The sequence below is a fragment of the Nocardioides sp. AE5 genome, from assembly GCF_031844485.1.
Classification (GTDB): Bacteria; Actinomycetota; Actinomycetes; order Propionibacteriales; family Nocardioidaceae; genus Nocardioides.
In genome coordinates, this window is record NZ_JAUZVI010000013.1 from 30823 (window position 1) to 43440 (window position 12618).

Consider the following 12618-nt stretch of genomic DNA (forward strand, 5'->3'; position numbering starts at 1 on the left):
CCGCAGCCCCCGATCTGGAAGACTTCCCCACTGTGACCCAGACCAGTGTGAACCAGCGCCTGATGCTCCTCGACACCGCCAGCCTCTACTTCCGCGCGTTCTTCGGCGTACCCGACTCGATGCGGGCGCCGGACGGTACGCCGGTCAACGCGGTGCGCGGGCTGATGGACTTCATCAGCCGCCTGGTCACCGAATACCAGCCCACCCACCTGGCCTGCTGCTGGGACGACGACTGGCGCCCGCAGTGGCGGGTCGACCTGATCCCCACCTACAAGGCGCACCGGGTGGTCGACGAGGTCGCCGGTCCGGATCCCGACGTCGAGGAGGTGCCCGACCCGCTGGCCATCCAGGTGCCGGTGATCCGCGACGTCCTCGACGCATTCGGCATCGCCATCGTCGGGCACGCCGAGATGGAGGCCGACGACGTGATCGGGACGCTGGCCACCGGCGCCGGGATGCCCGTCGACGTGGTCACCGGTGACCGCGACCTCTTCCAGCTCGTCGACGACGAGGCAGGTGTCCGGGTGCTCTACACCGCACGCGGCGTGGGGCGCCACGAGCGCGTCGACAACGCCTGGGTCCGCGCAAAGTACGACGTCGACGCCGCGCAGTACGCCGACTTCGCGACCCTGCGCGGGGACGCATCCGACGGGCTGCCCGGCGTGAAGGGGGTCGGGGAGAAGACCGCCGCGACGCTGCTCAACCGGTTCGGCGACATGGACGGCATCCTGGCCGCGGTCGACGACCCGGACGCCGACCTCGGGCCCGGACCGCGCGCCAAGCTGCGCGACGCTGCGGACTACCTGGCCGTCGCACCCACCGTCGTCGCGGTACGCCGTGACCTCGACCTCGGCGACATCGACCTGCTCCTCCCCCGCACGCCTGCCGACCCGGACCGGGTGATGGCCCTCGACGAGCAGTGGGGCCTCGGGTCCTCGGCGGTGCGCCTGGTGGAAGCGCTGCAGGGACCCGCGCCCGAGTAGGGTCGGACCATGCCTCGTTCCGCCGCCACTGCACTCGCCGTCGATGCGCTCCTGGTCGTGGTCTTCGCCGCGATCGGACGGGCGGAGCACGAGCGCGGCAACGCGATCCTCGGTGCGCTCACCACGGCCTGGCCCTTCCTGGTCGGCCTGGCGGTGGGCTGGATCCTCGTCCGCCAACTCGGGCGGCGCTGGGCACTCGACCTCGGAGCCGGCATCACGATCTGGATCAGCACCGTGTTCCTCGGGATGGTGCTGCGCCAGGTGAGCGGCCAGGGCACCGCGTTCTCGTTCATCGTGGTGGCCACCCTGGTGCTGGGCGCCTTCCTCCTCGGCGCGCGACTGGTCCGGGGGTGGCTGGCGCGTTCCTCACTCAGCGAGTGAGGAGTAGGCAACGACGCCACGCCGCATCCGGTCGGCCGCCTCCAGCGCGACGGCGCGCAGCGGCGTGCCGGCGGAGGCGTGGCTGACCTGGAGGACCAGGTCCAGAAGCTGCTTCATCACCCGGACGAAGTCGCCGGCGGCCAGGTCGATCGCGCCGATCACGTCGTCCAGGTCGTCGCCCTCGGCCCAGCGGTACGCCGCCCAGGCGAAGCCCAGGTCGGGCTCACGGAGGAAGTCCAGCTTGTGGCTGCGCTCGAGCTCGTCCAGGTCGCTCCACAGGTGGACCAGGTCGCGCAGCGCGTCGCGGATCCGTCCCTGCGGCAGCCTGGGGGAACGGGCGTCATCGGGTCGCCGGGCCTCGAAGACCAGCGCGGAGAGGACCGAGGCCAGTTCGGAGGCGTCGAGGTCGTCCCACAGCCCCGTGCGGATCGCTTCGGCGGCAACCAGGTCCAGTTCGGAGTAGATCCGGCGCAGGTGCGCACCGCGTTCGGTGACCTGGTCACCCTCGAGGTATTCCATCGCGCTCAGTACGTCGCAGACCCGGTCGAACTGGCGGGCGATGGTGTTGGTCCGTGACTCGACCCGGCGCTTGAGGGTGTACGCCTCCTGGTTGAGCTTGAACCACCGCTCCCCCCACCGGGCGTGGTCCTCACGCTCTGGGCAGTCGTGGCAGGGGTGGGCGCGCAACTGCTCACGCAACCGGGCCACTTCCGCGTCCACGCCGGCCAGGGCCGTGCCCCCACCGGAGCGGCTCCGGCGCGGGGACGAGGGCAGGTCCATGCCCCGGATCCGGTTGCGCAGGGTCGCGGTCAGGTCGCGGCGCATCTGCGGGTTGCGCCCGTTGAAGTTGCGGGGCACCCGGATCCGGGCAAGCGCCTCCACCGGGGTCGGGAAGTCAATCATCGCGAGCCGGCGCGCCTGGCCGCCAGCGGTCACCACCGAGGGCCGCGGTTCGTCGTGGTGGAGGCCGGCCTCGACGATCACGGCCGGCCCGGCGAACTTCCCGTGCGGTACGACGATCACGTCACCGGGCTGGAGGCGGGCCAGGGAGGTGATCACCTCGGCGCGGAGGTCCTTGCGGCGGGCCTTGGCGGCCCCCTTCTCGACGTCGGAGATCTTGCGCCGCAGGGCGGCGTACTCCATGAAGTCGCCGCGGTCGCACTGGGCTGCCTCGGCATACCCGTCGAGGGCGTCCTGGCTCTTGCGCAGCTTGCGGGCCAGGCCGACCACGGCCTTGTCCGCCTGGAACTGGGCGAACGACGACTCGAGCAGTTGCCGGGCGCGTTCGCGGCCGAACTGGTGGACCAGGTTGACGGCCATGTTGTAGGAGGGCCGGAACGAGGAACGGAGCGGGTAGGTGCGCGTCGAGGCCAGTCCGGCCACCTCGCGCGGGTTCATCCCGTGCTGCCAGAGCACCACGCCGTGGCCCTCGACGTCCAGGCCGCGGCGCCCGGCCCGCCCCGTCAACTGGGTGTACTCCCCCGGGGTGATGTCGACGTGTGCCTCGCCGTTCCACTTCGACAGCTTCTCCAGGACCACGGTCCGTGCCGGCATGTTGATGCCCAGGGCCAGGGTCTCGGTGGCGAAGACGACCCGGCACAGCCCGCGCAGGAAGAGTTCCTCCACGATCTGCTTGAACCGCGGGAGCATCCCGGCATGGTGGGCGGCCACGCCGCGGGTGAGCCCGTCGAGGAACTGGTGGTAGCCGAGCACGTCCAGGTCGTCGGCGGGCAGGTCGCGGCACTCGGACTCGACGTACTCATAGATCTCATCGCGCTCCTCGGGCGTGGTCAGACGCAGGTTCGCGTCCACGCACTGCTGGACCGCGGCATCGCACCCGACCCGGCTGAAGATGAAGACGATTGCAGGGAGCAGACCGGCACTGTCGAGCCGGGTCACCACGTCGAACCGGGTGGGCAGGTAGAGGCGGCGCCCCTGCGGGCGGGAGCCGCGGCCACGGTTGCCCTTCTTGTCCCTGCGGTCGCGCATCCGGTTGCCGGCCCAGTCGTCGCGGGCCACCCGGAGCAGGTGCGGGTTGACCTTGGCGCCCTCCTGGACGAACCCGGCCCTGGCCTGCTCCTCGGTGTCCGCGAAGAGGTCGTGCAACTGCTTGCCGACCATCACGTGCTGGAAGAGCGGCACGGGGCGCTTCTCCTCCACGATGGTGGTCACCTCGCCGCGCACGGTCGCCAGCCACTCGCCGAACTCTTCGGCGTTCGACACCGTGGCGCTGAGTGAGACCACCGAGACGCTCTCGGGCAGGTGGATGATCACTTCCTCCCAGACGGCGCCGCGGTTGCGGTCGGCCAGGTAGTGGACCTCGTCCATCACCACGTAGCCGAGCCCCTCCAGGGTGCGGGATCCGGCGTAGAGCATGTTGCGCAGCACCTCGGTGGTCATCACCACCACCGGCGCCTCGCCGTTGATCGTGTTGTCCCCGGTGAGCAGTCCGACCGACTCCGCGCCGTAACGGGAGACCAGGTCGGCGTACTTTTGGTTGCTCAGCGCCTTGATCGGCGTGGTGTAGAAGCACTTGCGCCCCGAGGTGACGGCCAGGTGGACGGCGAACTCACCGACGATCGTCTTGCCGGACCCCGTGGGAGCCGCGACCAGGACCCCCTTGCCGTCCTCGACCTCACGGCAGGCGCGCACCTGGAAGTCATCGAGGGGGAAGGGATACAGGTCGGCGAACTCGCGGAGCAGCGGGTGGCTCATGCGAACACCGTAAGCGCGCCGGGCACGGACTCCACGCTCAGGGGCAGCGCGCCGAACCGTTCGCCGTCGGCGTAGGCCACGATGCCGGCGGAAGCGACGGTGACGCGGGAGGCGCGGAAGTGGCGGTACGCCGGGTGGTCGGTGATGGTGCCGGTGAAGAGGCGGGGATAGCTGCGGACCAGGTCGACCTTGCTGACCGGGCCGATGATGGCCACATCCAGGAGCCCGTCGTCGAGCACCGCGGGTTCGGTGATCCGCAGGCCACCGCCGAAGGAGGGCCCGTTGCCGACGGCGACGAGCATCGCATCCAGCGAGTACGCCGTCCCGTCGATGTCCAGCGTGTAGCGCAGCGGGCGGAAGGTGCGCAGTTCGGCCATCGTCGCCAGGTTGTAGCGCATCTGCCCGCGTGGCCAGTTCATCGCGTTCGCCCGCTCGTTGACCATCGCGTCGAACCCGGCTGCCAGCACGGTGGTGAACCAGCGGTCTCCGCAGCGGGCCAGGTCGATCGTCCTGGTCCGGGAGGCGATGATCCGGTCCGCGGCAGCCTCCGGGTCCGTGCGCGGAAGGTCCAGGTAGCGGGCGACGTCGTTGCCGGTGCCGGCCGGGATGATGCCCAGCGGCCGGCCGGTGCCGGCGAGGGCCTGCACGGCGAGGTGGACCATGCCGTCCCCGCCGCAGGCGACCAGGAGGTCGTCCGCGGCCACCGCAGCGCGTGCCCGGCGTGCGGCATCGTCTGCGTCGGTGCCGACCTCGATGCGGACGTCGTACCCGGCCAGGCGCAGGCGGGTGGCGGCCAGGCCGGCGCTGTGTGCGGCCCGTCCCCTGCCAGCCGTCGGGTTCACCAGGAGGGCGAGCGCACGGCTCACAGCGCGGATGCCTCGTCGTCGTCCCACTGGTCCGCAGAGCGGGCCCGGCGCCGGCCGCGGAACCGGTCGACCCCACGGGCGATGCCCTCGGAGATCAGGAAGAGCACGCACATCACCGAGGCGAGCGCGGTCATGGCGAACGGGTCGGTCGACGGCGTGGCCACGGCGGCAAAGATGAAGGTGCCGACCAGGATCCACGGGCGGAAGCGCCCGATCTGCTTGCCGGTGACCACGCCGGCCAGGTTGAGCAGCACCACGAAGAGCGGGATCTCCATCGCCACGCCGAAGACCAGCAGCATCCGGGTCAGGAAGGAGAAGTACTCCCCGAACTCGACCAGGTTCTCCAGCGGGTCGGGGGTGAACCCGATCAGCACCTCGAGGCCCTTGGGCAGCACGTAGTAGCCGAGCACCACGCCGCCGATGAAGAGCGGGCCGGCGACGGCGGCGAAGATCCGCGACCACTTGCGCTCATTGCGGTGCAGCCCGGGCAGCATGAAGCTCCACACCTGGTAGAGCCAGTAGGGACTGGTGGCGACCAGGGCAGCGACGCCGCACAGCTTCAGTTGCAGCATCAGCGGACCGGTCGCGCCGCTCACGTAGGCGCGGGTCTGGACCTCCTGGTCCAGGGCTATCCGGGCGTCGTTGTACGGCGAGAGCATCAGCTCGAGGAGCTCGTCGTAGAAGAAGAGTGCGACGATGAAGGCCACGACCAGGGCCAGGACGCAGCGGATCAGGCGGGCGCGCAGTTCGCGGAAGTGGTCCGAGAGTGCCATCCGGCCATCGGGCCCCACCGGGTGGGCGGGCCGGCCGCGCAGCAGCTCGATCGCGCCGAGGATGCTCACCAGTTCAGGCTGGGGTCAGGCGTCGCGGTCGTTGCGCTGCTCGCGCGACTCGAGCTCGTCGGGGGTGGTGTCGTCATCGTCGCGCAGGCCCTTGGTCTCAGCCTTGAAGATGCGCAGCGCCCGACCGCTCCCCCGGGCCAGCTCGGGCAGCTTGCTGGCACCGAAGATCAGGATGATCGCGGCGAAGATGATCAGGAGCTCAGGGGTTCCGAGGCTCCCGATGAGTTGGGGTGTCATGGTCGTCCTCATCGTTGGTGGTCAACGCTGCCATCGTACGCGCCCGGCCTCGCCGGGCCAGCGCCCACTACTGCGTCGCGCTGGCGCTCGGGTCGGTGGCCGACGGCTCCTCGGTGGGCTCCTCGCCCTCGGGGACCACCGGTTCGGTGGGCTCGTAGGCGGCCAGCACGTCGATCAGGAAGACGATCGTGTCGGTGCCCTCGATGCCGGCGTCGGGGTTGCCCTCCTCGCCGTATCCCTGTGCGGGCGGCAGCACCAGCAGGATGCGGGAACCCACCTTGACGCCGGGCAGGTTGGCCAGGTAGCCCGACACATAGCCGGTCAACGGTCGTACGTCGTCAGCAGTCAGCGGACGGCTGAAGCTCTCCTGGAACGGCTCCTCGGCGCCCCAGACCTGGCCGACGTAGCGCATCACCATCACCGACTCCTCGGTGAGTGCCGGGCCGTCGCCCTCGGTCAGGCTGACCACCCGTGCCTCGGTGGGCATCTCGGTAGGCAGGTCGGTGAAGTCCAGCGCGTTGGGCCGGCCGTCATCGGAAAGGACGACCTTCGGCTCACCGGCCGGTGCCGCATCGGCGTCGGCATCAACCAGGTCGGGGATCTCGCTCATGATGTCGGCGACGATCACGATCGAGTCACCGGGGCTGATGAAGAAGGACGGCTGGCCGAAGTCGCCGAAGACGTTGCGGCCGTTGCCCTCGATGACCACCCGGCTGCCGACCTTGTGGTTGATGAGCGCCTCGGTCAGGCCGGGCAGGGAGTCGTCGAGGGTGAGGAACTCCTGGTTGCCGTTGCGCCAGGAGCTGAACGCCACCTCGCCGTCGTACGCGTTGACCATCAGCATCCGGACGAAGACATTCGATCCCTGGCCGACGGTCTCCCCATCACCTTCGACGAGCACGTCGGAGGTGAGCCCGTTGCGGTGGTAGGTGCCCTCGAGTTCGACCTGCGGCTCGGCGCCGGCCTCACCGGTGACGTTGACCGTCCCCGAGTCCGGGGTCTCGTCGTCGCCACCGCTGCAGGCGGTGAGGCCGAGGAGGAGCAGGGTGATCGTGGCCAAGAGTGTGAGCACGCGACGCAAGGGGGTCACCTTCGGTTCGGGAACGAGCCCGCACAGCCTAGCGTCACATGCCCTCGATCAGGCGCTCCACCCGCTCGTCGACGGCACGGAACGGGTCCTTGCACAGGACGGTGCGCTGGGCCTGGTCGTTCAGCTTCAGGTGCACCCAGTCGACGGTGAAGTCGCGGCGGCGTTCCTGGGCCTTGCGGATGAAGTCGCCGCGCAGCCGGGCCCGGGTGGTCTGCGGCGGCACGGACTTGGCCTCGAAGACGGCCAGGTCGCTGACCACGCGCTGCACTGCACCGCGCTTCTGAAGCAAGTAGAAGAGGCCGCGGTCGCGGCGGATGTCGTGGTAGGCGAGGTCCAGTTGGGCAATCCGGGCGTGGCCCAGGCCGAGGCCGTGACGGGCGCGGTAGCGGTCCAGCAGCTTCAGCTTGATCACCCAGTCGATCTCGGTCTCGACCAGGTCCAGGTCGCCGGAGTCGATGGCCTTCAACCCGCGTTCCCACAGGTCCAGTGCGGCGTCGATGACCGGCGTACGCAGCTCCCGGCGGTCCACGAAGTCGCGCGCGCGGGTGAAGTACTCCTGCTGGATCTCCAGGGCACTGGCCTCGCGACCGTTGGCCAGGCGGACCTGCCGCCGGCCGGTGATGTCGTGGGAGATCTCCCGGATCGCGCGGATCGGGTTCTCCAGGGTGAGGTCGCGCATCACCACGCCCTCCTCGATCATCCGCAGCACCAGTTCGCAGCTGGCCACCTTGAGCAGGGTGGTGGTCTCGCTCATGTTGGAGTCGCCGACGATGACGTGCAGGCGCCGGTATTTCTCCGCGTCGGCATGCGGCTCGTCGCGGGTGTTGATGATGGGACGGCTGCGGGTGGTGGCGCTGGAGACGCCCTCCCAGATGTGTTCGGCCCGCTGGCTCACCGAGTACGACGCACCCCGCGGTGTCTGGACCACCTTGCCGGCGCCGACCAGGATCTGCCGGGTGACCAGGAACGGGATCAGGATGTCGGCCAGGCGGCTGAACTCCCCCGCCCGGCCGACCAGGTAGTTCTCGTGGCAGCCGTAGGAGTTGCCCGCCGAGTCGGTGTTGTTCTTGAACAGGTAGATGTCGCCGGGGATGCCTTCCTCGTGCAGGCGCCGCTCGGCATCGATCAACAGGCCCTCGAGGATCCGCTCCCCTGCCTTGTCGTGGGTCACCAACTGGGTGATGTCGTCACATTCGGGGGTGGCGTATTCGGGGTGCGAGCCGACGTCGAGGTAGAGCCGCGCCCCGTTGCGCAGGAAGACGTTGCTGCTGCGGCCCCATGAGACGACCTTGCGGAACAGGTAGCGGGCGACTTCGTCCGGGCTCAGGCGGCGCTGGCCGTCGAGCGTGCAGGTGACGCCGTACTCGTTCTCGATCCCGAAGATCCGCCGGTCCATGCATCAACACTAGTCGGTGTCGACTGCACTTTCCCGGAGCTTGCGCGGGTTCAGGGCGCGATCGGTGGCTCCGGGTCGGTCGCCTCCGTCGGCTCGGTCGCTCCTGTCGGCTCGGGCGCCGGTGTGGCCGGTCCGCGGTCCCCGAGCAGGTCGCCCAGGGCCTGGCCGCGGATCCGGCGGAACTTGCGCGGCTGCGACCGGGTCCGGTCCAGCGCGGCCACCTCGAGGTCCTCGGCCGGGATCACCCGGTCGCCGGTCTCGGAGTGGCCCAGCGCGTTGACCGCGACGGCGAGCGCCTCGGCCAGCGTGGCGCCGTCGACGCAGTGCTCCTCCAGGTGCGCGGCGACGACGTCGGCTGCGCCACCCATCACCGCATAGCGGTGCTCGTCGGCGACCTGACCGTCATAGGTCAGGCGATAGATCTGGTCATCGGCGGCTTCGTCACCGATCTCGGCGACGAAGATCTCCACCTCATAGGGCTTCTCGCCGCCGCTGGAGAAGATCGTGCCCAGGGTCTGGGCGTAGGCGTTGGCGAGGCCGCGCCCGGTGACGTCGCGGCGGTCGTAGGCATAGCCGCGCATGTCGGCCAGGCGTACGCCGGCGATGCGCAGGTTCTCGAACTCGTTGTAGCGACCCACGGCGGCGAACGCGATCCGGTCATAGATCTCCGAGACCTTGTGCAGCGCCTGGGAGGGGTTCTCGGAGACGAAGAGGACGCCGTCGACATACTGGACGACGACCACCGAGCGGCCCCGGGCGATGCCCTTCCGGGCGAAGTCGGCGCGGTCCTTCATCAACTGCTCGGGTGAGACGTAATAGGGCATGCTCATGGGTTCAGTCCTTTCCCGATCAGACCAGGGTCGCGGCGGGGCCGTCGGGGCGCTGGGTGCGGCTGGCGATCACCTGGTCGGCGATCTCGGCGACCTCGGCGTCCGATATCCGGCTGCCGCCGTCCGCGGTGATCACGTGGACCACCGGGAAGATGCGGCGCGTCATGTCGGGCCCGCCGGTGGCGGAGTCGTCGTCGGCCGCGTCGTACAGCGCCTGGACGAGAGCGGTGACGCATTCGGTGGCGGTGAGGTCCTCGCGGTAGAGCTTCTTCAGCGACCCGCGGGCGAAGAGCGAACCGGAGCCCACCGAGTGGAACGCCGTCTCCTCGTAGCGCCCACCGGTGACGTCGTAGGAGAAGATCCGGCCCTGGTCGGCGGCCAGGTCGTAGCCGGCGAAGAGCGGCACCACGGCCAGTCCCTGCATGGCCAGGCCGAGGTTCTGGCGGATCAGGGCGGCGAGCCGGTTCGCCTTGCCGTCCATGGAGAGCGTGGTGCCCTCGATCTTCTCGTAGTGCTCCAGTTCGGTGGCGAAGAGCCGGACCATCTCCACGGCCAGGCCGGCGGTGCCCGCGATCCCGACGCAGCTGAACTCGTCAGCAGGGAAGACCTTCTGGATGTCGCGCTGGGCAATGATGTTGCCCATCGTGGCGCGCCGGTCACCGGCCATCACCACGCCGCCGGGGAAGGTGGCCGCCACGATCGTGGTGCCGTGCGGTGCCAGGCCCTCGGCGCTGCCCTGGGGCACGGCGCGGCTGGAGGGCAGCAGGTCCGGGGAGTGCTGGGAGACGAACTCGGCGAACGAGGAGGTCCCCGGCGTCAGGAAGGATGCGGGCAGGCGGGGGCCGTTGTCGATCGTGCTCACCGGGTCACTCGCCGCCCTTCTGGATGAACGACTTCACGAAGTCCTCGGCATTCGTCTCGAGTACGTCGTCGATCTCGTCGAGGATCGCGTCGATGTCCTCGTCGAGCTTCTCCTTGCGTTCGGCGACGTCCGACTCGACGGTGTCCTCGGTGGACTCGGTCTCCTCCGAGGACTTCTTCGGCTGCTTCTGCTCCTGTGCCATGACACCGACCTTATCCACTCGGGGAAGGGTTTGGGGTTCAGCGGGTGAGCGCGGCGAAGAGTTGTTGTGCCGTCTCGCAACTGTCGATCAGTTCACCGACGTGCGCCTTGGAGCCGCGCAGCGGGTCGATGGTGGGCACCCGCTGCAGCGACTCGCGCCCGGGGAGGTCCAGGATCACCGAGTCCCAGCTGGCCGCGGCCACCGACTCACCGAACTTCTCCAGCACCCGGCCACGGAAGTAGGCGCGGGTGTCCTCGGGCGGGTCGTGCATCGCTGCCGCGACCGCCTCGTCGCTGACCAGGCGTTCCATCTGGCCCAGGCGCACCAGGCGGTGGTGCAGGCCCTTCTCCGGCCGGATGTCGGCGTACTGCAGGTCGATCAGGTGCAGCTTGGCGTCGTCCCAGTCGAGTCCGTCGCGATCGCGGTATTGCTGCAGCAGTTTCAGCTTGGCAACCCAGTCGAGCTCGCGGGCGCACTCCATCGGGTCCTGCTCCAGGCGGGTCAGCACCGACTCCCACCGGGCCAGTACGTCGAGCGTCTGGGGGTCGGCGTCGGCGCCGAGGGTGGCGTCGACGTACTTGCGGGCCAGGTCGAGGTACTCCATCTGCAGCTGTACGCCGGTCAGCGTGCGCCCGTCGGCAAGCGTGACCAGGTGGCGGCATGTGGGGTCATGCGAGACCGCGCGGAGTTCCTTGACAGGTTGGGCCACGGTGAGGGGCTCGGGGATCCAGTCGGCCTCGATCATCGAGAGGACCAGGGCGGTGGTGCCGATCTTGAGGTAGGTGGAGATCTCGGACAGGTTCGCGTCGCCGATGATCACGTGGAGGCGGCGGTAGAGCTCGGGGTTGGCGTGGGGCTCGTCGCGGGTGTTGATGATCGGCCGCTTCAGGGTGGTCTCCAGACCGACCTCCACCTCGAAGAAGTCGGCCCGCTGGCTGATCTGGAACCCGTGGTCGCGCCCGTCCTGGCCGATGCCGACCCGGCCGGCTCCGGTGACCACCTGGCGGGAGACGAAGAACGGGATCAGGTGGCGCACGATCTCGCTGAACGGTGTCGAGCGGCGCATCAGGTAGTTCTCGTGGGCGCCGTAGGAGACGCCCTTGTTGTCGGTGTTGTTCTTGTAGAGCACGATCGGCGCGCCGCCGGGCAGGTTGGCCGCCCGCAGGGCCGCGTCGAGCATCACCTGCTCCCCGGCCTTGTCCCAGGTGACCACGTCGAGCGGGGTGGTCACCTCGGGGGTCGAGTACTCCGGGTGCGCATGGTCCACGTAGAGGCGGGCCCCATTGGTGAGGATGATGTTCGCCAGGCCCAGGTCCTCGTCTGTCAACTGGGTGGGGTCGGCGATCTGGCGGGCCATGTCGAAGCCCCGGGCGTCGCGCAGCGGGGTCTCCTCCTCGAAGTCCCAGCGGGCGCGGCGGGCCTTCAGCGTCGCGGTGCCATAGGCGTTGACTACCTGGGAGGAGGAGACCATCGGGTTGGCGTTCGGCTGGCCGAGGACGGAGATCCCGTACTCCACCTCGGTGCCCATCACCCTGCGCACGCTCATGGGACGAGCCTACTCGGCAGCGGGCGTCGGTTACGGTGACCCGCATGGGCTGGTGGGAAGAACGCGTCGTGCCACACCTCGTCGATCGCGCCCTGCGCGGCCGGGAGATCGGGGCCTGGCGGGAGCGGTGCTGCGCCGGGTTGGCGGGCCGGGTGCTGGAGATCGGCTTCGGGGGTGGCCTCAACACGCGCTTCTATCCCGACGCGGTGGAGTCGGTGGACGCAGTGGAGCCGTCCGATCGCGCCTGGGCCCTCTCCGCGCGTCGCCGGGAACCGAGCACGGTGCCCGTCCACCGGGTCGGCCTGGACGGGCAGCACCTGGCGGCCGCAGATGCGACGTACGACGCGGTGTTGTGCACGTTCAGCGTGTGCACCATCCCGGACCCGGCGCTGGCGCTGCGCGAGATGCACCGGGTGCTGCGGCCCGGCGGCACGCTGCATCTGCTCGAGCACGGACTCTCCCCCGACCCGGGCGTACGCCGTTGGCAACAGCGCATGGAGCCAGTGCAGCGGCGGGTGGCCGGCGGGTGCCACCTGACCCGGGATCCGGTCGCCCTTGCGGAGGCGGCCGGCTTCACGATGGGGCAGGTGGAGAACGCCTACCTGCTCTCCGCGAAGGTGTCCGCACCGATGACCTACGGCTACCTCGCCACCGGGCAGGCCTGAGCC

13 protein-coding genes are annotated in these 12618 nt (G+C 69.7%); 3 read left to right on the forward strand and 10 right to left on the reverse strand.

Translation table 11 applies throughout. From position 1 onward, the window contains the following. Window positions 1-62 precede the first annotated feature (62 nt). Both Q9R27_RS16480 and Q9R27_RS16485 read left to right on the forward strand, forming a co-directional pair. Complete coding sequence (locus tag Q9R27_RS16480) at window positions 63-983, forward strand: 5'-3' exonuclease (RefSeq protein ID WP_311253597.1); 921 nt, start codon at window positions 63-65, stop codon at window positions 981-983. Window positions 984-992: 9 nt separating this feature from the next. Beyond that, window positions 993-1364 (forward strand): DUF3054 domain-containing protein, encoded by a 372-nt coding sequence (locus tag Q9R27_RS16485; protein ID WP_311253494.1) that lies wholly within the window; start codon window positions 993-995, stop codon window positions 1362-1364. On the opposite strand, the gene Q9R27_RS16490 is transcribed toward Q9R27_RS16485, so the two are convergent. The 10 genes from Q9R27_RS16490 to dop form a co-directional block, all read right to left on the reverse strand. Then, window positions 1350-4079 (reverse strand): DEAD/DEAH box helicase, encoded by a 2730-nt coding sequence (locus tag Q9R27_RS16490; protein ID WP_311253495.1) that lies wholly within the window; start codon window positions 4077-4079, stop codon window positions 1350-1352. The genes Q9R27_RS16485 and Q9R27_RS16490 overlap by 15 nt on opposite strands. Next, window positions 4076-4945, reverse strand: coding sequence for a YegS/Rv2252/BmrU family lipid kinase (locus tag Q9R27_RS16495; protein WP_311253496.1), 870 nt, complete (start codon window positions 4943-4945; stop codon window positions 4076-4078). Before Q9R27_RS16495 ends, Q9R27_RS16490 begins: the two co-directional genes overlap by 4 nt. Continuing rightward, complete coding sequence (tatC, locus tag Q9R27_RS16500) at window positions 4942-5787, reverse strand: twin-arginine translocase subunit TatC (RefSeq protein ID WP_311253497.1); 846 nt, start codon at window positions 5785-5787, stop codon at window positions 4942-4944. The genes Q9R27_RS16495 and tatC overlap by 4 nt, the downstream gene beginning before the upstream one ends. Window positions 5788-5802: 15 nt before the next feature. Next, window positions 5803-6024 carry a twin-arginine translocase TatA/TatE family subunit gene (gene tatA, locus Q9R27_RS16505; RefSeq protein ID WP_311253498.1) on the reverse strand — a complete coding sequence of 74 codons (222 nt, stop codon included), beginning with the start codon at window positions 6022-6024 and terminating at the stop codon, window positions 5803-5805. A 67-nt stretch (window positions 6025-6091) separates the two neighbouring features. After that, window positions 6092-7096 (reverse strand): FKBP-type peptidyl-prolyl cis-trans isomerase, encoded by a 1005-nt coding sequence (locus Q9R27_RS16510; protein ID WP_311253499.1) that lies wholly within the window; start codon window positions 7094-7096, stop codon window positions 6092-6094. A gap of 52 nt (window positions 7097-7148) precedes the next feature. Then, a complete protein-coding gene (gene pafA / locus Q9R27_RS16515; protein WP_311253500.1) occupies window positions 7149-8510 on the reverse strand; it encodes a Pup--protein ligase in 1362 nt (453 codons plus the stop codon). A gap of 50 nt (window positions 8511-8560) precedes the next feature. Then, window positions 8561-9340, reverse strand: coding sequence for a proteasome subunit alpha (gene prcA / locus Q9R27_RS16520; RefSeq protein WP_311253501.1), 780 nt, complete (start codon window positions 9338-9340; stop codon window positions 8561-8563). A 19-nt stretch (window positions 9341-9359) separates the two neighbouring features. Beyond that, the gene (gene prcB, locus Q9R27_RS16525; RefSeq protein ID WP_311253502.1) at window positions 9360-10202 is read right to left on the reverse strand and encodes a proteasome subunit beta; all 843 of its coding nucleotides are present in this window, start codon (window positions 10200-10202) and stop codon (window positions 9360-9362) included. A gap of 4 nt (window positions 10203-10206) precedes the next feature. Then, window positions 10207-10404, reverse strand: a complete 198-nt coding sequence (locus Q9R27_RS16530; protein WP_311253503.1) for a ubiquitin-like protein Pup — start codon at window positions 10402-10404, stop codon at window positions 10207-10209. A 37-nt stretch (window positions 10405-10441) separates the two neighbouring features. Further along, complete coding sequence (gene dop, locus Q9R27_RS16535) at window positions 10442-11950, reverse strand: depupylase/deamidase Dop (protein ID WP_311253504.1); 1509 nt, start codon at window positions 11948-11950, stop codon at window positions 10442-10444. A 44-nt stretch (window positions 11951-11994) separates the two neighbouring features. Between dop and Q9R27_RS16540 the strand changes: the two genes are divergently transcribed. Continuing rightward, on the forward strand, window positions 11995-12615 hold the full coding sequence (locus Q9R27_RS16540) for a class I SAM-dependent methyltransferase (RefSeq protein WP_311253505.1): 621 nt from the start codon (window positions 11995-11997) through the stop codon (window positions 12613-12615). Window positions 12616-12618 lie beyond the last annotated feature (3 nt).